The sequence below is a fragment of the Actinobacillus vicugnae genome (genome assembly GCF_901687125.1).
Classification (GTDB): Bacteria; Pseudomonadota; Gammaproteobacteria; order Enterobacterales; family Pasteurellaceae; genus Actinobacillus; species Actinobacillus vicugnae.
The window spans coordinates 45,290-71,225 of sequence record NZ_CABFJY010000004.1 but is presented as its reverse complement, the minus strand read 5'-3'; the positions used below and the strand labels follow the sequence as shown (position 1 = coordinate 71,225).

General features: G+C 36.5%; 28 protein-coding genes and 1 pseudogene. 19 read left to right on the top strand and 10 right to left on the bottom strand.

Annotation, left to right across the window (positions count from 1 at the left end):
* From F8M47_RS01440 to F8M47_RS12335, 11 genes and pseudogenes are all read left to right on the top strand, one after another.
* On the top strand, positions 1 to 910 hold a 910-nt coding region (locus F8M47_RS01440), incomplete at its 5' end, for an RHS repeat domain-containing protein (RefSeq protein WP_150538443.1).
* 18 nt (positions 911 to 928) lie between these two features.
* Positions 929 to 1,537: a hypothetical protein gene (locus F8M47_RS01435; protein ID WP_150538442.1), complete on the top strand. Its 609-nt coding sequence runs from the start codon at positions 929 to 931 to the stop codon at positions 1,535 to 1,537.
* 46 nt (positions 1,538 to 1,583) lie between these two features.
* Positions 1,584 to 2,495, top strand: coding sequence for an RHS repeat domain-containing protein (locus F8M47_RS01430; protein ID WP_244298034.1), 912 nt, complete (start codon positions 1,584 to 1,586; stop codon positions 2,493 to 2,495).
* A 15-nt stretch (positions 2,496 to 2,510) separates the two neighbouring features.
* The gene (locus tag F8M47_RS01425; RefSeq protein ID WP_150538440.1) at positions 2,511 to 3,245 is read left to right on the top strand and encodes a tetratricopeptide repeat protein; all 735 of its coding nucleotides are present in this window, start codon (positions 2,511 to 2,513) and stop codon (positions 3,243 to 3,245) included.
* Positions 3,246 to 3,248: 3 nt separating this feature from the next.
* Positions 3,249 to 3,362: pseudogene (locus F8M47_RS12410) on the top strand (hypothetical protein); the annotation flags it as partial.
* A 42-nt stretch (positions 3,363 to 3,404) separates the two neighbouring features.
* Positions 3,405 to 3,599, top strand: a complete 195-nt coding sequence (locus F8M47_RS12185; protein ID WP_150538439.1) for an SEL1-like repeat protein — start codon at positions 3,405 to 3,407, stop codon at positions 3,597 to 3,599.
* Between the two features lies 1 nt (position 3,600).
* Positions 3,601 to 4,542 carry an RHS repeat domain-containing protein gene (locus F8M47_RS01410; RefSeq protein WP_483189293.1) on the top strand — a complete coding sequence of 314 codons (942 nt, stop codon included), beginning with the start codon at positions 3,601 to 3,603 and terminating at the stop codon, positions 4,540 to 4,542.
* Positions 4,543 to 4,838: 296 nt separating this feature from the next.
* Positions 4,839 to 5,405: a hypothetical protein gene (locus F8M47_RS01405; RefSeq protein ID WP_150538437.1), complete on the top strand. Its 567-nt coding sequence runs from the start codon at positions 4,839 to 4,841 to the stop codon at positions 5,403 to 5,405.
* Between the two features lie 139 nt (positions 5,406 to 5,544).
* Complete coding sequence (locus F8M47_RS01400; RefSeq protein WP_150538436.1) at positions 5,545 to 5,736, top strand: hypothetical protein; 192 nt, start codon at positions 5,545 to 5,547, stop codon at positions 5,734 to 5,736.
* Between the two features lie 458 nt (positions 5,737 to 6,194).
* A complete protein-coding gene (locus tag F8M47_RS12015) occupies positions 6,195 to 6,383 on the top strand; it encodes a hypothetical protein (RefSeq protein WP_167509589.1) in 189 nt (62 codons plus the stop codon).
* Entirely contained in the window at positions 6,380 to 6,823 is a 444-nt protein-coding gene (locus F8M47_RS12335) for an RHS repeat-associated core domain-containing protein (RefSeq protein WP_167509588.1), read from the top strand. The genes F8M47_RS12015 and F8M47_RS12335 overlap by 4 nt, the downstream gene beginning before the upstream one ends.
* 305 nt (positions 6,824 to 7,128) lie before the next feature.
* Here F8M47_RS12335 and F8M47_RS01390 read toward each other — a convergent pair whose 3' ends face one another.
* The 3 genes from F8M47_RS01390 to metX form a co-directional block, all read right to left on the bottom strand.
* Positions 7,129 to 7,731, bottom strand: coding sequence for a DedA family protein (locus F8M47_RS01390; RefSeq protein ID WP_150538435.1), 603 nt, complete (start codon positions 7,729 to 7,731; stop codon positions 7,129 to 7,131).
* A gap of 15 nt (positions 7,732 to 7,746) precedes the next feature.
* Positions 7,747 to 8,763, bottom strand: coding sequence for an HTH-type transcriptional repressor PurR (purR, locus tag F8M47_RS01385; RefSeq protein WP_150538434.1), 1,017 nt, complete (start codon positions 8,761 to 8,763; stop codon positions 7,747 to 7,749).
* 124 nt (positions 8,764 to 8,887) lie between these two features.
* On the bottom strand, positions 8,888 to 9,958 hold the full coding sequence (gene metX, locus F8M47_RS01380) for a homoserine O-acetyltransferase MetX (protein WP_150538433.1): 1,071 nt from the start codon (positions 9,956 to 9,958) through the stop codon (positions 8,888 to 8,890).
* Between the two features lie 389 nt (positions 9,959 to 10,347).
* On the opposite strand from metX, the gene F8M47_RS01375 reads away from it, so the two are divergent.
* On the top strand, positions 10,348 to 10,938 hold the full coding sequence (locus tag F8M47_RS01375) for a SanA/YdcF family protein (RefSeq protein WP_425292555.1): 591 nt from the start codon (positions 10,348 to 10,350) through the stop codon (positions 10,936 to 10,938).
* Positions 10,939 to 11,043: 105 nt separating this feature from the next.
* Here the strand turns inward: F8M47_RS01375 and F8M47_RS01370 are convergent, their stop codons facing one another.
* Complete coding sequence (locus tag F8M47_RS01370; RefSeq protein ID WP_150538431.1) at positions 11,044 to 11,856, bottom strand: 5'-nucleotidase, lipoprotein e(P4) family; 813 nt, start codon at positions 11,854 to 11,856, stop codon at positions 11,044 to 11,046.
* A 156-nt stretch (positions 11,857 to 12,012) separates the two neighbouring features.
* On the opposite strand from F8M47_RS01370, the gene F8M47_RS01365 reads away from it, so the two are divergent.
* Positions 12,013 to 12,957 (top strand): bile acid:sodium symporter family protein, encoded by a 945-nt coding sequence (locus F8M47_RS01365; protein ID WP_150538430.1) that lies wholly within the window; start codon positions 12,013 to 12,015, stop codon positions 12,955 to 12,957.
* 83 nt (positions 12,958 to 13,040) lie between these two features.
* On the opposite strand, the gene F8M47_RS01360 is transcribed toward F8M47_RS01365, so the two are convergent.
* Both F8M47_RS01360 and F8M47_RS01355 read right to left on the bottom strand, forming a co-directional pair.
* Complete coding sequence (locus F8M47_RS01360) at positions 13,041 to 14,222, bottom strand: efflux RND transporter periplasmic adaptor subunit (RefSeq protein WP_150538429.1); 1,182 nt, start codon at positions 14,220 to 14,222, stop codon at positions 13,041 to 13,043.
* Between the two features lie 101 nt (positions 14,223 to 14,323).
* Positions 14,324 to 15,139 carry a Cof-type HAD-IIB family hydrolase gene (locus F8M47_RS01355; protein ID WP_150538428.1) on the bottom strand — a complete coding sequence of 272 codons (816 nt, stop codon included), beginning with the start codon at positions 15,137 to 15,139 and terminating at the stop codon, positions 14,324 to 14,326.
* A 595-nt stretch (positions 15,140 to 15,734) separates the two neighbouring features.
* Here F8M47_RS01355 and leuA point away from each other — a divergent pair.
* From leuA to upp, 6 genes are all read left to right on the top strand, one after another.
* Positions 15,735 to 17,282 (top strand): 2-isopropylmalate synthase, encoded by a 1,548-nt coding sequence (gene leuA, locus F8M47_RS01350; RefSeq protein WP_150538427.1) that lies wholly within the window; start codon positions 15,735 to 15,737, stop codon positions 17,280 to 17,282.
* Between the two features lie 353 nt (positions 17,283 to 17,635).
* Positions 17,636 to 18,214 (top strand): RNA polymerase sigma factor RpoE, encoded by a 579-nt coding sequence (gene rpoE, locus F8M47_RS01345; RefSeq protein WP_150538426.1) that lies wholly within the window; start codon positions 17,636 to 17,638, stop codon positions 18,212 to 18,214.
* Positions 18,215 to 18,233: 19 nt separating this feature from the next.
* Positions 18,234 to 18,863 carry a sigma-E factor negative regulatory protein gene (locus F8M47_RS01340; protein WP_150538425.1) on the top strand — a complete coding sequence of 210 codons (630 nt, stop codon included), beginning with the start codon at positions 18,234 to 18,236 and terminating at the stop codon, positions 18,861 to 18,863.
* A 209-nt stretch (positions 18,864 to 19,072) separates the two neighbouring features.
* Positions 19,073 to 19,501: a SoxR reducing system RseC family protein gene (locus F8M47_RS01335; RefSeq protein WP_150538424.1), complete on the top strand. Its 429-nt coding sequence runs from the start codon at positions 19,073 to 19,075 to the stop codon at positions 19,499 to 19,501.
* Between the two features lie 10 nt (positions 19,502 to 19,511).
* Positions 19,512 to 21,197: a long-chain-fatty-acid--CoA ligase FadD gene (gene fadD, locus F8M47_RS01330; protein WP_150538423.1), complete on the top strand. Its 1,686-nt coding sequence runs from the start codon at positions 19,512 to 19,514 to the stop codon at positions 21,195 to 21,197.
* A gap of 78 nt (positions 21,198 to 21,275) precedes the next feature.
* Positions 21,276 to 21,902, top strand: coding sequence for a uracil phosphoribosyltransferase (upp, locus tag F8M47_RS01325; RefSeq protein WP_150538422.1), 627 nt, complete (start codon positions 21,276 to 21,278; stop codon positions 21,900 to 21,902).
* Positions 21,903 to 21,997: 95 nt separating this feature from the next.
* On the opposite strand, the gene rsmA is transcribed toward upp, so the two are convergent.
* The 4 genes from rsmA to hldE all read right to left on the bottom strand — a co-directional run bounded on the left by rsmA (position 21,998) and on the right by hldE (position 25,927).
* A complete protein-coding gene (gene rsmA, locus F8M47_RS01320; RefSeq protein ID WP_150538421.1) occupies positions 21,998 to 22,867 on the bottom strand; it encodes a 16S rRNA (adenine(1518)-N(6)/adenine(1519)-N(6))-dimethyltransferase RsmA in 870 nt (289 codons plus the stop codon).
* Between the two features lie 53 nt (positions 22,868 to 22,920).
* Positions 22,921 to 23,865: a peptidylprolyl isomerase gene (locus F8M47_RS01315; RefSeq protein WP_150538420.1), complete on the bottom strand. Its 945-nt coding sequence runs from the start codon at positions 23,863 to 23,865 to the stop codon at positions 22,921 to 22,923.
* 83 nt (positions 23,866 to 23,948) lie between these two features.
* Complete coding sequence (gene pyrR / locus F8M47_RS01310; RefSeq protein WP_150538419.1) at positions 23,949 to 24,488, bottom strand: bifunctional pyr operon transcriptional regulator/uracil phosphoribosyltransferase PyrR; 540 nt, start codon at positions 24,486 to 24,488, stop codon at positions 23,949 to 23,951.
* Between the two features lie 8 nt (positions 24,489 to 24,496).
* Positions 24,497 to 25,927, bottom strand: coding sequence for a bifunctional D-glycero-beta-D-manno-heptose-7-phosphate kinase/D-glycero-beta-D-manno-heptose 1-phosphate adenylyltransferase HldE (gene hldE, locus F8M47_RS01305; RefSeq protein WP_150538418.1), 1,431 nt, complete (start codon positions 25,925 to 25,927; stop codon positions 24,497 to 24,499).
* Positions 25,928 to 25,936: the final 9 nt, after the last annotated feature.

The following is a 25,936-nucleotide window of genomic DNA, read 5'->3' as shown; positions in this document are numbered from 1 at the left end:
AAAAATTACTGGTGAACAACACGAATTAGTTACCGAATTTGTGTGGGACGGTAGCCATCTTGTGCAAGAAATCGATCACAAAACCGACCGCACTTATAACTATATTTATAGCCACCTGAACAGTTATGAGCCTTTAGCGCAAGTTTATAATGAGGGCGATAAACAAGTTGTAAATTACTTCCATTGTGATCAAATTGGCGTGCCTCGTGAAATGACGGGTAGCCAAGGGAACATTATTTGGAAAGGGAGCTATTACGCGTGGGGGCAACTCAAGCCAACGCGCGAGCATTATTCCGTTCATCAGCCATTCAGACTTCAAAACCAGTATTTTGATCGGGAAACTGGGCTTCACTACAACTTCTTACGTTACTATAACCCAATTTTAGGGCGGTTTATCAATCAAGATCCAATTGGGTTGCAAGGTGGAGAGAATTTATATCGACTTGAAGGAACAGCTCAAAATCAAACAGATCCATTAGGGTTATTTGTACCTGCTATACCAATATATGCTATTTGGGGGCTATTATTCGGTACGGCAACCTATATAGCTGTAGACGGTACAATCAAAGCAATAGATGAATCTCAAAAATCTTCTAGCTCAACTTCCTCTGCTCCTACTATAACAAAAGAATGTGATAAAAATAAATGTCCTCCTTGTGAACCGTATCCTGTAGGTACAGTAGGATATCAAGGTCCTAAGACATCTCAAAGGGGAATTCACGGAGTTCGATCAGGCTCAGGTGAAATGCACTATATCTTATTTGTAGTACAACAGCTTCCGCCTGAAAAGGGATGTACTTGCCGTTGGCAAGAAGATAAAAGAATTGCGGGTCATCACTATATGAATCAGCCAAATCCTTTTGTTACAGTGAATTTAAATGGTAAAGGTAGACTACCAAGTTATCCTTAGTTCGGATTGAGGTATATTATGTATAGAATAGAATACTTAGAAATTTTTAAAAACTTTTTTGTTTTGGGAAATAAATGTTTAGTTATTCCAGAACTATGGGATAGTTTGGATTGGAATGATGAAAATTATATAAATTGTATTAGTGATAGTGTATCGACTTACTACCATACAGATAGATTTTCACCAACATTTTTGTATATGAAGAGTAAAAGTTTTTTTTCTTATTTAGAAAAATTTAACTATTTTTCAATATTTACATCGATAGATATTTCTGATAAAAAAATTCCATTGAATAACACTAACAAATTTCATTTGTCATCATTATATGGTGAAGTTGAAGAGAATTTAGTTTTTGTTGGATGGAACCCTCGTTGTTCTATTGGTTCAGCGATTACTGATGGTCGATATCCTATTTATTTTTCAGATAATAAAAACGGAGAGAAAACAATTATTGTTGATGATAATTGTCTTGTAAATGAGTTTGGGTTATTAAAAACTGAAGAGCAGTGTCAGTATATATGTAATCTAAATAATCTGGATGCTGAGTATAATGAAGGGGATTATTGGTATCCCTCAAAATTATATGTAGATCAGTATACATATAAAAAAATAAAAAATTTACCATAAAATGTAAAATTTACAAACGTAATTTGTATGGGATGGTTTGCACCTCGTGCAAGAAATCGATCACAAAGCCGACCGCACTTATAACTATATTTATAGCCACCCGAACAGTTATGAGCCTTTGGCGCAAGTTTACACGGAAAACGGCGAGCAAGTAGTTAATTATTTCCACTGCGATCAAATTGGTATTCCAAGAGAAATGACGGATAGTCAAGGCAATATCATTTGGAAAGGAAGCTATTACGCCAGGGGACAACTCAAATCAAATCGTGAGCATTATTTAGCTCATCAACCATTTAGATTACAGAACCAGTATTTTGATCAGGAAACAGGACTACATTATAACTTTTTCCGTTATTACAATCCGATTTTAGGGCGATTTATTAATCAGGATCCGATTGGGCTTGCTGGTGGAGAGAATTTATATCGATTTGCAAATAATGCTCAGTCAAAAATTGACCCGTTAGGATTAACGCCGAATTGCCCTTTTGGTTCAGCAGAATCTCTACAGGGGTTAGCTACACAAGCAAAAGGGCAACAAATTTTACAACAAATCCATGAAAAGGCATATTTTGAAAGTGAAGGAAGTATTGGTTTGGAAACAAATTTAGATATAAGTTTGATCAAGAAACTAAATGGTGCAGTCGGTGCAATATTAACCAAGAATAAAAATTCTAACGCTGTAAATGTGTGTGCCTATGCCTCGAAATGTGATGGTGTAGAAATTGGAGGTGGGGGAAGTTTATCCCTTCAAGGTGTAATTTCTGATGCTGGGACAACGTCTGGAGTATCGCATTCAATGTGCGCTGGTGTTTCAGGCTCGGTTTTGGGAGGCGTTGCTGGATCTGCTTGTATTGATGGTGTTGGAGGTAAATCGCTTTTAGGCGGAATACAAGCTGGAGCAGGTTTAGGTGCAAACACCAAACAATGTGTTCAATTTACAAAATGTACTGATTTTTAAAAACAGGAAATAAATATGAAAAATATATATTTACTAATAATGCTAATATCTAATAATGTTTTTTCATCTGAATTAGATAAATCTTGTGAAGAAATTCTAATTAATTTTAAACAGGCTAACTCAGTGGAGAAAGCCAACATCGGATTGGAATATAGGAATAAATACTTTTCTAAATCTAAACAAGAAGAGTCATACTGTTTAATTAAAAGCGCAATGAACGATGGATATGTTGAAGCAGAAGCTATATTTTCTCAATTCTATAATGAAGGAGAATTTGTGGATAAAGATCCTATAAAAGGATTTGATTTAACACTTAAAGCTAGTAATAAGGGTTCTCTAATGGCGCTAAATAACTTAGGAAGTTATTATTTCAATGGGGTGTCTATCCCTAAGGATTTAGAAAAGGCAATATCTTATTATAAAAAAGCTATTGATAAAGGAAGTAACTTAGGAAAGTTAAATTTAAGTTATGCTTATTTAGTGGGTGAAGGCGTGCCGAAAGATATAAATAAAGCAATTCAATTGGCTAAGGAAGTTGTGAATGATCCTAGCCAAGTTATGGCATATGAGATGGCTTTAACTAATTTAGGTGGATATTATGGGCTACTCGGCTTAAAAAAGGAAGAATTATATTGGACTGAAAAAGCCGCCAAATTAGACGAGCCTAATGCACAAGTCAATTTAGGTGTTATGTATGCTACAGACAGTGAATTTTTAAATAAAGAAAAATCATTATATTGGTTAAATTGAGGCATTGAGCGGGGAAACCCGCAGGCTTATTTTACTTTAGGTAATTTTTATGATAATGGAGCGCCTGTTTTTGAGAAGGACGACAAAAAAGCCGTAGAGCTTTATACAAAAGCCGCGGAATTAGGAAATGATAAAGCTCAATATAAATTAGGGTATAAATTGTTTCATAATCATCAAGAAAAAGAGGCGTTGGCATGGTTTTTAAAAGCGGCAAATGAGCATGATAATGCAAATGCAATTGTTTCGTTATATCAAATCTATTCCAAAGGCACAAAAGATATTCCGCAAGATTCGGAAAAAACCGACTATTGGTTGGAAAAAGCCAAAGAAAACGGTTTTAAACCCGCGGAATAGGTTGCGCAGGAAAAACCAGGAATACAGCTATGACCCGCTTGGTAGACGGATTTACAAGCGGTCGGTTTCAGATGAAAATTTACGAATAGATTTTGTGTGGGACGGTTCGCATTTAGTGCAAGAAATCGATCACAAAATTGACCACACTTACAACTATATTTATTCAAATTCAAATAGTTATGAACCTCTTGCGCAGGTTTACACAGAAAACGGCGAGCAAGTAGTAAATTATTTTCATTGTGATCAAATTGGTATTCCAAGAGAAATGACGGATAGTCAAGGCAATATCATTTGGAAAGGGAGCTATTACGTGTGGGGGCAACTCAAACGAAGCCACGAAAACTACACAGCTCACCAACCTTTTAGACTTCAAAATCAGTATTTTGATAAAGAAACTGGTTTGCACTATAACTTCTTCCGTTATTACAATCCGATATTGGGCAGGTTTGTTAATCAGGATCCTATTGGGTTTGCTGGTGGGGAAAATTTATATCGGTTTGCAAATAATGCTCAACATTGGATAGATCCTTTAGGACTTGAAACTTTTATAATTAACCGAGATCTTGCAGTGTTAGGTTCTAGTGCTAGATCTAGAGCAAATCCTATAACACATACATTTGTAGCTATTTCAGATAATAATGGAAGGATTATTAAGACATATAGTTGGGGAAATGATGCTAATTTAAGAGGGTGGAATGTAGATCAAGAATTAGATTTAACTACTGCTCAGCAAGCGTTAGATGAAGGACTAGCTGGAAGAGTAGCTGATAGAAGTTTTGATTATTATGTCCATGAAGCATTTGATGATTTAAATATTCCTGAGAATGAACATGCCAACTGGTTCTTAGTTAATAATTGCAAGGCAGAAACTAAAAATTTACTTGAAAGAGCCCGTGAATTACAACGGCAAAATAATCAGTTACTACAATTTATTTCTAAATAAGGAGGTGTTATGTTTAAACTTATCTCTTTTTATTTTTTAATATTATTATTTTCTAGTGCATTTATTGTTTTGTGTTATGGAATTTCTCAGGTGAAACCTATGGTTTTTTATTTATGGGTGTTGTCCTTAGTTTTTTATTAAGTTTTTACCTAGGGTGGAAAAATGAATTAAATATTTTAATAAATATATTATTAATGATATTTATTTCCTCTTTTGTTTTTTTGCTAAGTTTATTTTTTCTTGTTAGGATTTGGGGGGGTGATCAAAAAAGAATAATATAAAATAGGTGGTAAATAATGATTATTGTATCCTTAATGATAATCTTTTTTATAATTTTAGGTTTTGTTATTTTAAAAAATACAACCATGATTTATATTACATTATTTTTTATTGCTCTTCTTGTAGGTTTTTATATTTGTAATTATAGAGATGTTAATAGTCTTGCATGGATGATTGTTGAAGGTAATGCATATGAAAAATTAATAGACGAAAAATTTAAGTTTAAAACTAAAAACTTACTAAATGTAACACTTAGCAAAAATATTAATTACCAACTACGGGTTTATTTAAAACCTTATTTGAAAACCGAAGTTGATGTTTTAATTCAAGAAGAAAATTTGAAAGCTCTAAAAGAGGTTATTGTGTCAGTCTATAATGATGAAGAGTTTTTTACCTCTTTTCGATTGTATAAGCATGAAACTGGTAGTTGGACAGATGGAACGATTATCTATGAGGACGGATCTAGGCATTCAGTAGTAACTGGCTTTTTATCTGAAAAGTTTACAGTTCCATTTTTGTTAACAGAAAAAAATATTAGATTTATTTTTGAGCTTGACAATCATGAACTTATCGATTTTTTTTAACAAAAAAGATATTCAAGTTAGCATTGTTCAGCCGACCTTGTAAATACATGAAAATATTGGTTTTACAACAACAGGGGTTTTCTCTGAAAACTCTAGAGATAAATATAAATGCTCTGATGTTTACTATGATGATAAATTAATGAGGCAAGCTGTTGAAAATGTAAAACAGCAAAAAATAGTTAAGTGTCAATCTACTTTTTTGAGAAAATGTGGCACTGCATTACGATTTGGTGATGATGGATATAATTTTCTACTTAATAATTGCCAAGATTTTGCAACAGAAGTAGAAAAAGAATATATAAAATTAGAAAGACAAGGTGGTATTAAATGAAATTAATTAATAAATTTTATGAGAGCCTTATTCCATATAATATAGTGAATTCTGCTTATGTTATTGTTGTTTCTATTATTTCATTATCTTTGAATTATAAGCCTTTGTATTACCTTCTATGGTTTGTTATAAATGATGATGTTGGATTGTTTATATATTTCCCAATTATTTTGTTTTTTGTTCAATTTTATATTATTTATACAAATAAAGGGCTAAGTAATTATACTTATCTGAAAATAATTGTTAATCTTATCTTTATGTTGGTTCTGTCTTATTTTATATTTTATTTTATATTTTTTTGTGTTTTTTATAAGGGGGAAGCTATATGATTGGAATACTATTTTTGTGGCGAGTGAGATTTCAGTTAAGAGAAAGAATAAAATCCACTAGCTAAATTATAATAGAAATATGATTTACTTAGCAGACGAATTTACAAGCGGTCGATTTTGGACGAAAATTTGCAAACGGAATTTGTGTGGGACGGTTCGCACCTTGTTCAAGAAATCGATCACAAAGTCGACCGCACTTATACTTATATCTATTCACACGCAAATAGCTACGAGCCTTTGGCGCAAATTTACACTGAAAACGGCGAGCAAGTAGTTAATTACTTCCACTGCGATCAATTGGTATCCCGTGTGAAATGACAGGTAGTCAAGGGAATATTATTTGGCGTGGAAATTATTACGCGTGGGGTCAGCTTAAACCTAACCGTGAAAATCACACAGCTCACCAACCATTTAGATTACAGAACCAGTATTTTGATAAAGAAACGGGGTTACATTACAACTTCTTCCGTTATTACAACCCGATTTTAGGGCGATTTATTAATCAGGATCCGATTGGGCTTGCTGGTGGAGAGAATTTATATCGACTTGGGGATAATGTTCAAAACTGGAGAGATCCATTAGGTTTATATACAGAGATAATAATTTGGGAACCTGTTGGTTGGCGAGCATCATCTTTTGGGCATGTATCATCAAATGTAAATGGAACTAATTATTCTTGGGGACCTAAGGGGTGGGATACTGTTGAATCAGCGAAAACTTATGCTAACAAACAGAATTTCGTTCAGGTGTTGGTATAATTCTGAATTTAACCAAAGAACAAGAAGATAAATTGGAACAATGCTACAAAAGAGAACGTAATTCATATAATTTTGCTATAAATAATTGTGGTGATCCTCATGAAGAATGTTTGACTGAAGTATTAGGAAAAAGAATAACGTACTCTTGCGACCTGTTGCTATTGGTAATGAATTGCATATGTCTAAATATTCAAAAGGGAAAGTAATTTATAAGGGACCAGATGGGCATTGGTATCAAAGCAATCCTATGTCTGGCTATAAAATAAAACCTCGAATCAGAAATTCGAGGTTTTTTATCAACTTTATTAAGCATTTTTGCTATTGCGGGCTTTACGCCATTTCCATGCAAGGTAAATAGCAATGACGCCTAAACCTGCAAAAATAATATGTTGCCCGTTTTTAACTTGTTCATGTAACCAATCAAGATTTTGTGCGCCATAATCGCCCAAATAAACCCAAATTGGTACTGAAATAATTGCAGCACAAAAATCAACTAATAAAAAGCGTGTATAACTTACACGACATGTAATACCTGAAACCAGATAGACTACCGCACGTAAACCAGGTAAGAAACGAGCTAAGAACAATAGGCGATTGCCTTGTTTTTCAAAGCGTTCTTGTACCATTTGGTAACGTTCTTCAGTAACGATATTCCGAATTAAAGGAAATTGACGAATTTTTTCGCCGTAAATACGACCTAGCCAATACATCGTGCTATCGCCAATAAGCACGCCAAGCATACTCACTACTAACATCCAATGTACATTGGTATAACCTAAACCTGAAATTACCCCACCAGAAACGAGTGTAATATCTTCAGGAATCGGTACGCCAAATCCGCACGCAAGAAGAACTAAAAATACAGCCCAGTAACCATAGCTACTAAAAAAGCTAATTAAAAATTCCATGCATACAACTCCTTATTAATCAATTTTATTTAAATTACGAACAGAACGACGTAAAACTAACTCAGGGTGAAACTCAATTATTTGCGGTTGATATTGTGATTTATCTGTTTTAATTCGCTCTAATAATAAGTTTAACGCTTTCACGCCTAAACGAGATTTTGATTGGTGAATCGTCGTTAATGGCGGAGAGTAGAAGCGTGATGAATGGATATTATCATAGCCAATAATTGATACATCTTGTGGTACACTGAGCCCTTTTTCACTTAATGCTGAAATAGCGCCAAGTGCAATGGTATCGTTAAAGCAAAATACTGCGGTTGGCAATTTGTCTAAGCGGAGTAAGTTGTTCATTTGTTCAAAGCCACTTTCAGGTTCAAAGTCGCCTTCTAACACCCATTCTTGGCGAATTGGTAAATTCGCTTCTTGCATAGCTTTTACAAAACCTTCATAACGCTCTTTCACCGTAGTTTTGGTTAATTCGCCTGCGATAACGCCAATATCGGTGTGTCCATTTTCAATTAAATGACGTGTAGCGAGATAACCGCCTTCAAAGCTATTATCTAAAATGACATCGTTATTTTCGTTGGTTTTACCCCAATCCATTACTACCATCGGTACATTGGTGCCATTAAATAACTCCAGTGAATCCCTCGTATATTCAGAGCACATAACTAAAATGCCATCTACACGCTTTTTGATCAGCATATCTAAATGGTTTTGAATTTTTTCTGGTTCATTTTGAGTATTGCATAAAAACAATGAATAACCTTGTTGGTAACAGTAATCTTCTACTGCTAACACAATTTCAGCAAAATAAGGCGCTTCACTAGTGGTAATGATCATACCAATGGATTTGGTGGTATTGACTTTCAGGCTGCGTGCAACCGCACTTGGTGAGTAATTTAACTGTTGAACAGCGTCCCAAACCGCTTTACTCGTATCTTCTGCGACAAAACGCGTTTTATTAATTACGTGAGAGACAGTGGTTGTTGAAACACCTGCTAGTTTAGCAACATCTTTAATAGTAGCCATAATCGTTTCTCTTAGAATTAGAATAAAAATAGTGTCTATTATAGCTAAAATTTGAAAGTTAAGTGTATAAAAAAATGTTCTGATGTCACTTTGGATAAATGAGGGAATGTTTCGCGAGATAAGTTTATCCCGCTAAGCCTTTCTTGAGCATTGGTTCAAAAAAATCATAATCGACTAAAAACGCATCATGTCCGAAGTTAGAATGAAATTCATAGTAATCGACCTGTACACCCGCATTTTCAAGGCGTTGTTTACTTTTATGTAAATCAATCTGCTTAAAAAGTTGATCGCTAGTTACGCCAACCAAGGTATATTTAGCTTTAATCCGTTGAAGCGCTGCTTGTTCATTGGCATAACCCAATGCAGGATCATATAAGTCTAGCGCTCGCAATAAACGTAAATAGCTATTTGCATCAAATCGGTCTAGAAATTTTACCCCTTGATAACTTAAGTATGATTCTACCTGAAAATAATCGCCCCAAATCTCACTTTGTTGTTTAGTTTCACGTCCAAATGCGCGCGCAAGTTGAACATCGGTACGATAGGTGAGCATACCCAACATCCGTGCGATTTTTAGACCGTTATCAGGGGGTAAATTATCATAATAATCACCATGATTGAAATTAGGATCGTTGATAATGGCTTGGCGCATCACATGATTAAAGCCTATTGCTTCAGCACTTAATGTAAGAGAAGAGCAAAGATTAATAATATTATCGATAAAATCGGGATAAGTAATGCCCCATTGGGTGGCTTGCATACCGCCGAATGAGCCTCCAACCACCGCATGCAAATGAGGAATATTGAGTGCGTCTAGCAAAGCTTTTTGCACTTTAACCATATCTTGCACTGTGACAACAGGAAATAGACTACCGTAAGGTTTGTTGGTTTGAGGATTAATTGATGAAGGCCCTGTAGTACCTTTACAGCCACCTAATACATTAGAGCAAATAAAAAAATAGCGATCGGTATCAAAAGCTAATCCTGCACCGATAAAATCTTGCCACCAGCCCTGTTCAGGCGCATTTTTATAAGGCTCAGCATCACCTGTTAAGGCATGACAAAGCAATACTGCATTACTTTTATCAGCGTTGAGTTTCCCATAAGTTTGATATGTTACCTCAACGGGGGATAACTCGCCGCCAAGCGCTAACGCTAAAGGTGAATCTTGAAAAAGAGTAATGCTGTGAGCCATTGATATTCCTAAGGTTTGCAAATTAAGGTAGAAATTTGACCGCTTGTTTTTATCTAGTTTAGACGTCTAAACGTCTTTAATATGTGTAAGGTAGCGATAGGCAATGCATTTGTCAAGGGGATTTTAGACGTCTAAACGTCTAAAACTCTGAGCAAAGGTCATACTTGCAATTTTAGTTAGCTAGGCTATGCTAGAGACTTGAACATTTGTTTGAAAAATTTGTCAGCTTTCCAGCAATCTTAATTACTTTTACTCATTAAATGCATAGAAAAATGGAATTAACTCAACAAAATAGCACTAACAAAAATGTAAAAGCGCCTTTGTTTCAAAGGTGTATACATTTTTTTGCCAAAAGCGCTGTTTTGATAGGATGGGCAAGTATCATTTTAATGTTATTTATTATAGTTATTGATGGTGCAACAGGATTTTACGTTAAAGATCGTATTTATACTGAAGTCGAAAAACTACCTAAATATAACACTGCGGTTGTATTAGGCACTGCAAAATATTATTCAACAGGTACACCTAATCTCTATTATAAATATCGCCTAGAAGCCGCAATATCATTATTAAAAAGTGGTAAAGTTAATCATTTACTGGTGAGCGGTGATAATAAAACACCTTATTATAATGAACCTAAAGTAATGCGAAATGATTTACGCCAAATGGGGGTAAAAAAAGAAAAGATTATGCAAGATTTTGCGGGCTATCGCACTTTAGATTCAATTGTGCGTGCACGGGATGTTTATAAATTAGAACCTTTTGTGATTGTTACACAACAATTTCATTGCGAAAGAGCATTATTTATTGCGAAATATCACAACATTGATGCTGTATGTTTTGCAGCAAAATATCCAGAAGGTCATATAAAAGTTCGGATTAGAGAATTTTTTGCTCGTTTAGGTATGCTCTGGGATTTTATTATGAATACCCAACCAGAGACCCTTGAAAAAGTTGCCTCTCGAGAAATTAAATCTTAATCTTTTTCATCTTTTCTACAACAATCGGTTAAATTTCTACTAAATTTTGCAAAAATAGAAAAATTTAACCGCTTGCTAGTTACTCTAGTAAGCGGTTATTTTTAATTATTTACCATCCCATGCTTTAATTGCATTATGACGGATATCTAAACGGCTTTTTGCATCGCCTTTGTAGTAATTTTTGTCTAAACCACCTTCCCAATCACCATAGTTAGGATTTGGTAATACGATAAATTGTTTACCGAATTTTTCTTTGTTAGCCTGTACAAAATCACGGCGCTCTGCGTTTGGTTTTTTGTAGGTTGCATCACCGAAGTCATTTAAGTTATCGCCGAGGTAAAGTACGATTTCATAACCTTGTTTTTCTATCTCTTCGAAACGAGGTGTTTTATTTGATTTGTCTTTTTTGAGGAAGAGCGTTTGTTCGCTTACACCTGTAAAGCCAAGTTTTTTCATATCATCAATTGTTGCAACTTTTTCATTGCTGTCTTTACGATTTGATACGTAAAACATGGTACCTTTATGACTATTTACATAGTTATTAAATTCAACGGCGCCAGCAATGGCTTGTGTTTGGCGAGCATTTACCCAGCGAGTCCAACTTTCGCCATCGAAAGCGTGATGATTTTTGATTTGCCAGCCAGCATATGGACTGTTATCCACCATAGTTTCATCTAAATCTACCACAACTGCTTTTTTCTTACCTTTGCTTACTTTTGCGTTATCAAATGCAATTTTTGCTATGTTAAATGCTTGATGAGCAAGTGCTTGGTATTCGCCTGATTGTTGCATCCAGTTAATGCCTAGCGTAGCTTGTTCTTGTAATATCATTTCATCGTGTTTTTGGTTGTGATGATGACAAGCCGTTAGTGCAAAAACTGAAGCTACAGTGATAGCGGTAAGTTTAAAAAATTTCATTGTTTTCTCCTTTCGTGTTGTTCCTTCTGCTTTAGCTATTCACCAAAGCCTTCAAAGAGTACAAATAAAGCTTATTTTTGTCTATTCACTTTTACAAAAAAGTGCGGTAGCCTGTATTTCTTTTAATCTAAATCAATAACAAATTAAGGACACAACATGAATGCGCTTTTAAAACTTACACAATTTGTCAGCAAAACTTTTGCGATTTGGGTGATTGTTTTCGCTTTTATTGCGGCACAATTTCCTGAAACTTTTAAACAATTTGTGCCTTGGATTCCGTATTTGTTGGGGATCGTAATGTTGGGCATGGGGTTAACGCTCACCTTTAAAGACTTTGCTGAAGTAACCAAAAATCCTAAAGCGGCTATTTTAGGTGTGATTGCACAATTTATTGTGATGCCAAGTATTGCTTTTGGGCTTGCGAAAATTTTTCAGCTTCCGCCAGATTTAGCCATTGGGGTAATTTTAGTGGGGTCTTGCCCAGGTGGAACTTCTTCAAACGTAATGACTTATTTAGCGAAAGGTAATACTGCGCTTTCAGTGGCTTGTACAACAGTTTCAACGTTGCTTGCACCCGTGCTTACCCCAACGGTGTTCTACCTTTTTGCGAGCGAATGGTTGGAAATAAATGCAAGTGCTATGTTTATTTCAGTGTTGCAAATGGTGTTATTACCAATTTTTATTGGAGTAGTGATTCGTTCGATATTTAAACAAAAGGTAGAGCAGTTTAGCCAAACTATGCCACTTATTTCTGTCTTAGCGATTGTATTAATTGTGACAGCAGTGGTTTCGGTAAGTAAAGATCGTATTATTGAATCTGGCTTATTAGTTTTTTTAGTAGTTGCATTACACAATGGTTTGGGGTATTTACTGGGTTATTTATTTGGACGTATTTTTAAATTGCCCGTTGCGGATAGCAAGGCGATTGCGATTGAAGTGGGAATGCAAAATTCAGGTTTGGGGGCAGCACTTGCAGCATTACACTTTAAAGCGAATCCATTAATTGCAGTGCCAAGTGCAGTGTTTAGTTTTTGGCATAATATTTCAGGGCCATTATTAGCAATGTTTTTTGCAACTATGAAAAACGAAAAAAATAAGTAATTATCGAACCATTTCTATTAAAGTATAAGTTACAAGCGGTCAAAATTTGCAATCTTTCAGCAAAGTTTGACCGCTTGTTTGATTTAGAAACCAGCAGGACCTCGACGAGGTTGGCTACTAATTGATTCGTCATTTGAACGTTGGGTTGTAATTACTTGTTCACCTTCATTTAGCCCTGAAATAATTTCAGTATGTTGGCTATCGGCTAAGCCAAGTTCTACTTTCTTTTCAACCGCTTGGTTATTTTCTAACACCATGACAAAAGCCTTCTGACCTTTTTTCTTTAAGGCAGAAGTGGGAACCACCAATATATTTTCACGTTTAGCAATTTCCACTTGTCCTTGCACTGTCATACCAATACGTAAGCGTTGTTCTGCATTATCTACCAGTGAATTTGCATAGAAGTAAATCGCTTCGGTATTTCCTGCTTTTTCGGTGTATTTATTTGAGGAGCTATCGTCGCTTAGTGTTGTGAGCGCTGGATCTACGCTGTCAATTTTGCTGTGATATTTATGATTCGGCTCAGCCAGAGTAGTAAAAGAAATGGTTTGACCCTGCGCTACTTGTGCAATGTCACCTTCTGAAATCTCTAATTTAATTAGCATTTTTGAAAGATCAGCAACGTGTACAATGGTTGGGGATGTTTGTGCCGAATTTACAGTTTGCCCAACAGAAACAGGTATTGACACGATTGTGCCATCCATTGGTGAAACAATTTGCGTGTAATTTAAGTTTGTTTTGGCATCAGCTACAGAAATTTGTGCCGATTTGATTTGTGATTTAGCTTCATCAACGCTTGCTTTAGCTGCCGCTAATGTATTTTTTGCTGTTTCTAAATCTGCTTGTGATGCACTTGATTGCTTGTATAGTTTGCTTAAACGAGTGTAGTTTGCTTGTGCAACTTCTAAAGCCACTTGAGCTGATGAAAGTTTAGCTTGATAAGAAGCAAGATTTGCTTCAGCAGTGCTTAGGCTATTCGCTTGATTGCTTGAATCAATATCGGCAATTAAATCGCCTTTTTTGACAGTTTGCCCAAGGCTTACATATAAATTAATAATCTTACCTGAAACCTGTGCACCGACTTCGGTACGTTTACTTGCACGAACAGAACCCGTTGCTAATACGCTTTTATTGATCGTGCTACGAGAAACAGGTTCAGTAATATAGTGGACTTTTTGTGATTCATCACTGTTGGAAAGATAAAAGTAGCCTGCAGTAACAACGCCTGCAACGACTAATGTGTTAATGAGAGTTTTTAATTTCATTTGTTTTCCGATTTAAGTCATCAATATAATAAAAGAATAAGCGGTCGTTTTTGACCTAAATTTTGCAAAATTGTTCAGAAAGTTGACCGCTTCTTTTCGCCTTAGATAATGCCAAATATTGCTCGAATATAACTGGCAACCGCTTCATGTTTGTGATTACCGATCACCTCATTATGTGGAAGTGCTTGCTTTAGTCTTGGATCTGCATTTTCCATAATGCAACCTTTACCCACCCGTGAAAGCATTTCAAAATCATTCATTCCATCACCGAATGCAAGGCAATCTTTTAATTCATAGCCTCGTAATTTAACTAATTCTTCAAGAGCATTCGCTTTACAAACGGATTTATTCATCACTTCTAGACAAACGATAGCGGAGTAGGTGATATAAACTTGATCGGCAAAATGTTGGCGAAGATAGTTTTCAACTGGAACCAAATCTTCAGGGGTTTTACCAATAAAGAAAACTTTTTCGGTTTGTCTGCCATGATGTTTACTAAAATCTGCAACTTGGTAAGTAAATCCAGAATCTTTATGATAGTTTTTGAGTTGCTCAATATCAATATTGATAAACCAATCATCAGCTTGATAAGTGTTTAGACAAACGCGGGTTGGATCAAAAGGGACTTGCATTAATTGGAAAGCGATATCTTCGGGTATATAGCGATTGAGAACGGTTTTGCCTGATAAAAAGTTTGCTCTTGCACCATTTGAAGTAATTAACATTGCTTCTGTTAAATCGACTTTATTAATAATATGTTTTACGTCGGGTAAATTTCGCCCCGTTGCCAAAAAAATATCTACGCCTTGTGCGGCGAGCTTGCTTAATGTTTCAATCGTAAATTGACCAATTTTATGTTCTGCATTTAATAATGTGCCATCTAAATCAGAAACGATGGCTTTAAATGGTTGATTCATTGTTATTCCTCACATATTTTTTAGCAACTATTGGTTTAAAGGCTAGCAAATTTATGCTTCCGCTTCAAAATAAATCACTATTTTACGCTATATAAATCAAAAATCGTTTAAAAAATCGCAAAACAGATTAAAAGTGTAAGGCTTTGCCATTTACAAAAAGGCATTGCTTTTATTTGGAGTAAGAATGTAAATTTGGGATTAATTGCTAATTAATTTAGCAATTAAAGAATTAATCACTTTTTTGTGTTTTAAAATTGTTAGGAAAACGTTTGCTAGAAGTGAAAAATTCTATTGACTTCACTCTATTAACGGCTAATATAGCTCTTGTATTCTGAATAACTATGCAAACATAAACACACACAACACAATGGAAAAACTACTTTCTCTCCGACTTCTTCTGTTATCGCATTCTGTGCGAGGATAAAGGTTGGCTGAGTAGAAATAGTTCACTATCCACACTTTACCCGCATACCAATGCGGGTTTTTTTTTATTTTTTCTTGATTTAAAGAAATAATAAAAAAGAAAAACGGGTGTTTACTATAGGTATTTAACTTATTTATTTAAATCGGTGCTTCGGCACGAATGGAGAATCCCATGAGCAATAACAACATTATTATTTTTGATACAACGTTACGTGATGGCGAACAAGCACTTAAAGCAAGTTTAACCGTAAAAGAAAAACTCCAAATCGCGTTAGCACTTGAACGTTTAGGTGTTGATGTAATGGAAGTTGGTTTCCCTGTGTCTTCTGCAGGTGATTTTGAATCAGTAAAAACCATTGCACAACATATTAAAAATAGCCGTGTATGTGCGTTATCTCGTGCGGTAGATAAAGATATTGATGTTGCAGCAGAAGCATTAAGAGTAGCAGAAGCATTCCGTATTCATACTTTTATTGCAAGTTCAGCCATTCATGTTGAATCAAAATTACGTAAAAGTTTTGATGATGTGATTGGTATGGCGGTACACGCTGTAAAACGCGCGAGAAGCTATACCGATGATGTTGAGTTTTCGTGTGAAGATGCTGGACGTACAGGCATTGATAATATTTGTCGCATTGTTGAGGCTGCGATTAACGCTGGAGCAACAACCGTTAATATTCCTGATACAGTAGGTTACTGTTTACCAACACAATATGGCGATATTATCGCAAATGTGATGAACCGTGTGCCGAATATTGATAAAGCAGTAGTTTCAGTGCATTGCCATAATGATTTAGGTATGGCAACCGCAAACTCATTAACCGCTGTATTAAATGGTGCAAGACAAATTGAGTGTACGATTAATGGTATCGGTGAACGTGCGGGTAACACAGCCTTAGAAGAAGTGGTCATGGCTATTAAAACTCGCCAAGATATGTTTAACGGCAAAGATACGCGCATTAATACACAAGAAATTCACCGTGTCAGCCAAATGGTAAGTCAATTGTGTAATATGCCAATTCAGCCAAATAAAGCGATTGTTGGCTCTAACGCTTTTGCGCATTCATCAGGTATTCACCAAGACGGAATGGTAAAAAATAAAAATACCTATGAAATTATGGCGCCAGAAACAATTGGCTTGAAGAAGGAAAAATTAAACTTAACCGCACGTTCGGGTCGTGCAGCAGTGAAAAATCATATGGCAGACATGGGTTACCAAGAAACCGATTATGATTTAGATAAATTGTATGAAGCCTTTTTAAATTTAGCCGATAAGAAAGGTCAAGTATTTGACTATGACTTAGAAGCGCTTGCCTTTATCGATATGCAAGCAGGCGATGAAGATCGTTTACACTTAGATGTGATTACCTCGCAAATGATCAGTGGTTTACCTGCTTCTGCTTTTGTTCAGGTTGAATTAGATGGTAAACGTATCAGCGAAGTATCAAATGGCGGTAATGGACCTGTTGATGCAGTGTATAATGCTATCCTTAAAATTGTGGGTATGGATATTAAAATGTCGCACTACAATCTCACAGCAAAAGGCGAGGGGGCTGAAGCATTAGGGCAAGTCGATATTGTAGTTGAACACGAAAGACGTCGTTTCCACGGTGTTGGTTTAGCTACAGATATTGTGGAATCGTCAGCACGTGCGTTGATTCATGCAATTAATGCAATTTATCGTGCACATAAAGTTGCAGATTTAAAGGCAAAAAAATAAAAGTATTGAAAAAAGCGTAAAAAATTGAAGAAGCGGTTAGATAAAGTGGTTTTTTTGCAAAAATCCAGTAAAATCTGACCGCTTTATTTATAGGATAAAATCAAATCGGTGATTTATTAATCACATGAGTTTTTTGTTAATTGAACATGGAATTTTCTGATATCTAAGTAGTCTAGTAAGCAGTGCGTGTTGCGTCCAGACTAGCCTCTTATGTATTTGATTAAAATGGTTTGTAAATTTTTTAATTCGTTTATTCTTTGATGAACTTTTTCAGTGCTTTATATACTAAGGAGCATATGATATGAAAGTGTCTAAAGAATATACGCGTAATAACGTTAGGAGAACGCAGATAGATGAGTGATCAAGTAACCGATCAAGTATTGGTTGAGCGAGCACAGCAAGGTGATAAAAAAGCGTTTAATTTACTCGTCGTGCGTTATCAGAATAGAGTAGCAGGGTTATTAACTCGTTACGTCGCACGTGATGATATTCCAGATATTGTGCAAGAGTCATTTATTAAAGCTTATCGTTCATTAGAGTCTTTTCGAGGGGAAAGCGCTTTTTATACGTGGCTTTATCGAATTGCAGTAAATACAGCAAAGAATCACTTAACAGCCTTAGGAAGACGTCCGCCTAAAGAGGATATTTTAGCAGAAGATGCTGAAAGCTTTGATGCAGGTGTTCAACTTCGTGAGGGGGATACACCAGAAAATATGGTGTTATCCGAAGAATTAAAACGTGTTGTTTTTGACACAATTGAGAGCTTGCCTGATGAGCTAAAAACTGCAATTACTTTGCGTGAGTTAGAAGGGCTAAGCTATGAGGAAATTGCAGAAGTGATGCAATGCCCAGTAGGTACAGTTCGTTCTCGTATTTTCAGGGCAAGAGAAGCAATTGATGCAAAAATCAATCCTCTTATGCAACAGATTTAAGATTCAATCGGAGTTTATTATGCAACAAAGAGAAACCCTTTCAGCTTTTATGGATGGGCATGATGTTGATGAAGCTTTTATCAACGAATTATGTAACGATCCTGAATTAAAGCAAAAATGGGCGAGCTATCATGCAATTAGCAGTGTTATGCATGGTGATGAAATTATTCTTGGCGATGATTTCTCTGCAAAAATGGAAGCATTGCTTGAAAATGAAGAGATTGAATCTTCATCAGTAGCAAGCACAGAGCCTCAAGCTCAGCCAAAAGGGATGTTACTCAAACTTAAACGTTGGGGAGCGCCACTTATGCAGGCAGGTATTGCTGCATCTGTGTGTTTAGTTGCGGTATTAGGTGTGAATATGATGGGAGCAACGAGTGATGTAGCACAAGCTGATCAACCAGTATTACAAACGCAACCATTTAGTGATTCAGTTCAACCTGTAAGCTATAACGCACCTGAGAAAGATGTGCCTACAGCGGCACAATTAGAGCAACAACAAACTAGAATTAAAGTATTATTACAAGCTAGCGAATTACAACGTAATGCTAATGCAGCTACAGTAACATTAACCGAAGAGCAAAAGGTGAAAGCGCAGACTTCTTCGGTAGAACCCGCTCAAAATAGCGAAACGCAAAAGACTAATTAGGTTTAATTTAGTTTCATTATTGAACAGATTAAATATATTAACCGAATAAGCGGTAAGATTTAGCGAATTCTTTGCAAAAATTTGCTACAATCTTACCGCTTTTTTTATTAGCTATTAAGACCTCTGTCCTGTAAATAGCATATAAGGCAGTTGGCAAATTGAAACAGAATGTGTTCTGGTAGAAGAACAATAGTGCGAGAAAATAAACGATGATGATTGAAACTGCGACAGTAATTGATTATCGAGCAGGTTTAGCGACTGTACAATGCAATGCTAAAAGTGCGTGTGGTGGCTGTGCGGCAAAAATGAGTTGTGGGACGAAATCATTATCTGCGTTAGCAGGAGAGAAATTTGCTCCGCAATTTGAACTAAAAGTGGACGAACCGTTAGTTGTGGGCGAGCAGATTCGCATTGGTTTAGCGGAGCAGGTGCTTTTACGTAGTGTGTTTTGGATTTATGTCATACCGTTATGCGTATTGATTTTATCAGCGGTCGGATTTTCTCAACTTTTTGCAAATGAATTATGGGTTGTACTCGCTATGTGTATCAGCACAGGCGGAGCTTTTATCGGCATAAAAAGAAAGATGGATACAATACAGGAAAGTGAATATACCCCTGTGTTTTTAGGACGGATTTAGTGGAGACAATATGGATAAAATTTGGCTAAAAAATTACCCAGAAGGTTCAGCTCAAACCATTGATGTTAATCAGTATGAATCTTTACTTGAAATGTTAGAGTCAGCTGTTCGCAGACATCCAGATATGCCTGCTTATATCAATATGGGCAAGGTATTAACATTTCGTAAATTAGAAGAGCGTAGCCGAGCATTTGCTGCTTATTTACAGAATGAATTACGCCTAGAAAAAGGCGAGCGAATTGCCTTGATGATGCCTAATTTATTGCAATATCCGATTGCATTATTCGGTGCATTACGTGCAGGATTGGTGGTTGTGAATGTAAATCCACTTTATACGCCAAGAGAGCTGGAACATCAATTAAATGATAGTGGTGCTAAAGCGATTGTGGTTGTGTCAAATTTTGCGGCAACACTAGAAAAAGTCGTGTTTGATACAAGTGTGAAGCACGTGATCTTAACCCGTATGGGAGATCAGCTTTCTTTTGGTAAGCGCACATTGGTAAACTTTATCGTGAAATATGTGAAAAAACTGGTGCCTAAATATAAATTACCGCACGCGGTTAGTTTCCGTGAAGCGTTGAGTATTGGTAAACAGCGCCAATATGTAAAACCAAGCATTTATAAAGACGATCTCGCATTTTTACAATATACAGGTGGTACAACGGGCGTTGCAAAAGGTGCAATGCTGACGCACGGTAGCGTGATTGCCAATGTATTACAAGCAAAATGGGTTGCAGAGCCTTTATTGCGTGGTACTCGTGAACGAATCGCAGTGATTCCGTTACCGCTTTATCATGTATTTGCGCTATCAGTAAACTGTTTGCTATTTATTGAACTTGGTGTAACAGGGTTATTAATTACCAATCCTCGTGATATTCCAGGTTTTGTTAAAGAACTGAAAAAATATCGCTTTGTTGCATTAACTGGCGTAAATACATTGTTTAATGCATTATTGAATAATGAAAATCTGAAAGATGTTGATTTCTCAAATCTAAAATTGAGTGTTGGCGGTGGAGCCGCGATCCAATCAGCGGTTGCAAAACGTTGGCATGAATTAACAGGTAGCCATATTATTGAAGGTTATGGTATGACAGAATGCTCGCCTTTAATTGCCGCAACACGTTCGGACTCAACGGAATATTCAGGTTCAATCGGCATTCCTGTACCAAATACAGATATTCGTATCGTAGATGATGAAGGTAATGACGTTCCAATAGGAGAGCGTGGAGAATTGTGGGTAAAAGGTCCGCAAGTAATGAAAGGTTATTGGCAGCGCCCAGAGGATACCGCAGAAGTGTTGAAAGATGGCTGGATGGCAACGGGTGATATTGTTGTGATGGGCGAAGATCTTAACTTACGTATTGTTGATCGTAAAAAAGACATGATCATTGTGTCAGGATTTAACGTCTACCCGAATGAAATTGAAGACGTAATTGCACATAATCCAAAAGTAAATGAAGTTGTTGCTATTGGGGTACCAAGTAAAGCGTCTGGTGAAGCAATCAAAATTTTTGTTACTAAAAAAGATGAAAGCTTAACGCGTGAAGAGTTACGTAATTATTGTCGCCAATATTTGACAGGTTATAAAATTCCTCGTGAAATTGAATTTCGTGATGAATTGCCGAAGAGTAATGTCGGAAAAATTCTTCGTCGTGTATTGCGAGATGAAGAGTTAGCAAAAGTACAAAACGCATAAAATTTTTAGGAAAAGCAGAGTGTAGCGCTCTGCTTTAATCATGTATAACGTAAGCATTTTAATGCTGAGGAGCCACAAATGAAAATTGTAGAAGTTAAACACCCATTAGTAAAACATAAATTAGGATTAATGCGAGCGGCGGATATTAATACAAAAGATTTCCGTGCATTAGCAACAGAAGTGGGCAGTTTATTAACATACGAAGCAACAACCGATCTTGAAACAGAATTAGTAGAAATTGATGGTTGGTGTGGCAAAGTTGAAGTTGAGCGAATCAAAGGGAAAAAAGTAACGGTAGTACCTATTTTACGTGCTGGTTTAGGTATGATGGATGGGGTGTTAGAACATATTCCAAGTGCTCGAATTAGTGTGGTTGGGATCTATCGTAACGAAGAAACCTTAGAGCCAGTACCTTATTTCACAAAATTAGCGAATGATGTGGAAGAACGTTTAGCAATTGTGGTGGATCCAATGTTAGCAACAGGTGGCTCAATGATCGCAACCATTGATTTACTAAAAAATGCAGGCTGTAAACAAATTAAAGTGTTGGTGCTTGTTGCTGCGCCTGAAGGGATTAAAGCACTTGAAGAGGCTCACCCTGATGTTGAATTATTTACTGCTTCAATTGATAGCCACTTGAATGAACATGGCTATATCATTCCTGGTCTGGGCGATGCGGGTGATAAAATTTTTGGTACTAAATAATTTGCTCAATAGGTTAAGCGCTTTCTGAGTTTTCCTTAAACTAAGCGGTCGAATTTGCAGATTTTTTTGCAAACTCGGCCGCTTGTTTTTAGAGACTAAATATCCTCATTGATAATTTCTTCACGGTTATCTATTGCAGGAGGATTATCATATAACCAGTTAGCAAGACGGGCATAGTCTGCAATGCTAAGGTTTTCTGCACGTGCATTTAAATCAATATTCAACGCTTCTAATTGCTCTGGGTTAAATAGGGTTGAAAGTGCATTGCGTAATGTTTTACGACGTTGGTTGAATGCTTGGGTCGTTACTCGGTTTAGCCAATATACGTCTTTTACTGGATGTGGTAATACTTTATGTGGCATTAAACGTACTACCGCAGAATCTACTTTTGGTGCAGGTTTAAATGCTGAAGGTGGAACTTCTAACACGGGCATTACTTGGCAATAATATTGCGCCATAATGGTTAAACGTCCATAAGCTTTGCTGTTTGGTGCTGCACATAGGCGTTTTACCACCTCTTTTTGCAACATAAAATGCATATCTTGAATGAGATCGTGAAACTTAAATAAATGGAACATTAATGGTGTTGAAATATTATAAGGTAAGTTACCAAATACACGTACTCCCTCACCTTCTTTTAATGCAAGGTTTTCAAAATATTCACGGAAGTTAAAACGCAAAGCATCTTGTTCAATCACAGTTAATTTGTGATTTAAGAATGGATGATGACGTAAGCGTTCAGCAAGATCTCGGTCTAGTTCAACGACCGTTAATTTATCAACCTGTTCTGCAACAGGTTCTGTTAATGCGCCTAAACCTGGGCCGATTTCTAATAAGAACTGACCGTTTTTAGGATTGATAGCAGATACAATGTTATGAATCACATTCATATCATGTAAAAAGTTTTGACCAAAACGCTTACGCGCGGTATGACCTAAATGTTTTTTAGAATTTGTAGAACTCATTTTTACTCTTTAGAAATAAGGAAAGAACCTCGCAAGTCGCGAGGTTCTCAAAATTATTTAACGTATTGAACGTCAGCTGTTTTTCTTAATGCTTTAACCCAGTCTTGAGCAGCTTCTTGTGCTTGCTTATCTACTAATTGCTCGTAGGCTCGCTGATGATATGCATCTTCAGTACGGTCACCTTGTTGTGTGCCTGTTACTTTAAGAATATGCCAACCAAACTGAGATTTAAATGGTGCAGTGATTTTATCTTGTTTCGCTGTACTTGCTGCTTTGGCGAAAGCTGGATCATAAATATCTAAGAAATTATAACCTAAATCACCGCCATCTGCTGCAGAAACATAATCTACAGAGTTTGATTTTGCTGCTTGTTCAAAGGTTATTTTACCTGCATTAATATCTGCAGTAATTTGTGCTAATTTTGCTTTAGCTTGAGCATCATTTAATACTGGTGTAGTTTTCAGCAGAATATGGCTAATGCGATATTGGTTACCTGTCACCGTTTTTAATTTACCACTTGCTTTATCTTGTGCTAAAAGTTCTTGCGCACGAGCTTGAACATCTTGCGGTTGAACTTGAATTGACTTACCAATACTGATATTACGTACTTGTTCCATTGCCATTTGCTGTGCAATTTGCTGGCGGTATTGGTTTAAGCTGATACCTTGATAATCTAATGCATCAAGCAGTTGACCGTAAGTAATGCCGTTACGTGCTGCAATTTGCTCAATTACTTGATCTACATGTGCATAATTTACTTTTACACCCGCTTCTTTCACTGCTTTTTGCACGAGAATATCGTCAATAACTTGTTCAACAGCGGCTTTATGCTGTGCTTCGCCTGATTTTTTGCCTAGTAAGCGTTGTACTTGGCTTTCCATTACTGGAATGCCATCCACCATTGCTACTACACGTTCTTCCCAAGCCATAGCAGATTGCGAAACACTAACTGCTGCAACTAATGTGAGTAATAATGATTTTGCAGAGATTAATTTCATTTGTTAATTCCCTTAAAGATTAAAGATAAGCCCTAAAGCCTATTAGAGCAATATTGATAAAAAAGGTTCAGCAGAACATTATTTTATTCATTATTGGCTCGAATTAAAGCGACTTGATTTACACCGTCGTAATGTTGAGTCCTTACTTGAACCTGTTCATTACGAGCTGTTGGAATATTTTTACCTACATAGTCAGCTCGAATCGGTAATTCACGATGCCCTCTATCGACGAGAATAACTAGTTCTATTCGAGTTGCACGCCCAAAGTCGAGTAGAGCATCTAACGCCGCACGAATTGTACGCCCCGTAAAGAGTACATCATCAATCAGAATCACATTTTTACCTTCGATATCAATTTGATCTTCAGCACCTATATAAACAGGATCTTGGTTGATGACATCTAAATCATCACGGTAGAAGGTAATATCTAATGCCATTAATGGCAATTCTGTTTGCGAAAGTTCCGATATTCTTTTTTGCAACATTGCTGCAATTTCAGCGCCACGGCGTTTTATTCCAACTAATACCAAATTATCTAACGATGAGTGTTTCTCAATAATTTGATGAGATATGCGAGAAATTGTGCGCTGAAATTGTTCAGCATCAATAATAATTTTTTCCATTATTGACGTTATTTTGATGCCTGAATTTTTTTGATTACATTGGTGGTGGAACAGCCATTTTCAAAGTTTAATACTTTAACTTCGCCGCCGTTCGCCCAAACTTCTTGACTACCTGCAATTTCTTCAGGTTTGTAATCACCACCTTTAACCAATAAATTAGGTAATATTTCGCCAATCAAGCGTTGTGGCGTATCTTCAGCAAATGGCACAACCCAATCCACAGAAGCTAAACCAGCAAGCACCGCCATGCGCGCGTTCAAATTGTTGATTGGACGAGATTCGCCTTTTAAACGTTTAACTGATCCATCCGTATTTACCGCAACGATTAGGCGATCGCCTAATTTACGCGCGTTTTCTAAATAAGAAACATGACCTTGATGTAAAATATCAAAACAACCGTTCGTCATCACAATTTTCTCACCACGCAGTTTAGCTTGCTCTACTGCACGTTTTAGCTCATCTTCAGTTAAAATGCCGAAGCCTGTTTCTTCTCGGTGGTGAATCGCATTTTCCAATTCGGTTGGGGTAACAGTTGAAGTACCTAATTTACCCACTACAACGCCTGCTGCAGCATTAGCTAAATAGCATGCTTCTTCGTAAGGACGACCGTCTGCAATAGCGGTTGCTAGCACACTAATTACCGTATCACCCGCACCTGTTACATCATAAACTTCTTTAGCTTGAGTTGGTAGATGGAATGGAGCTTGATTTGGACGCAATAACGTCATACCTTTTTCTGAGCGAGTAACCAATAATGCAGCTAATTCAAACTCAGCAATCAGTTTTAAGCCTTTAGCGACAATTTCATCATCATCTTTACAGTGACCTACCACCGCCTCAAATTCAGACATATTTGGCGTTAATAATGTTGCACCACGATAACGTTCGAAATCAGTCCCTTTTGGATCGATGAGTGTCGGCACACCTGCTTTACGGGCAATTTGAATCATTTGTTGTACAGATTCTAATGTACCTTTGCCGTAATCCGACAGTATTAATGCACCATAAGCGGTGATTTCTTGTTCAAGTTTTGCAAGTAGAGAATCGCTTGCTACCTGATGAAAACCTTCTTCGAAATCTAAACGTAATAGTTGTTGATGACGGGAAAGAATACGTAATTTAGTAATGGTTGGGTGCGAATCTAATGCAACACAATGATTTTGGATATTATGCGAATTGAGCAATTTATCTAATGCACGACCTGCATCGTCTTGCCCAATTAAGCCGTGTAGTGCAACAGGCACGCCAAGGCTTGCAATATTCATTGCCACGTTTGCCGCACCACCTGCACGTTCTTCAATTTCTTGCACTTTTACAACTGGCACAGGTGCTTCTGGGGAAATACGATTTGTTGCGCCAAACCAATAGCGGTCTAACATGACATCGCCAAGTACTAATACTTTGGCATGATTAAATTTTGGAGAGTATTGCATCATCATATTTTAATC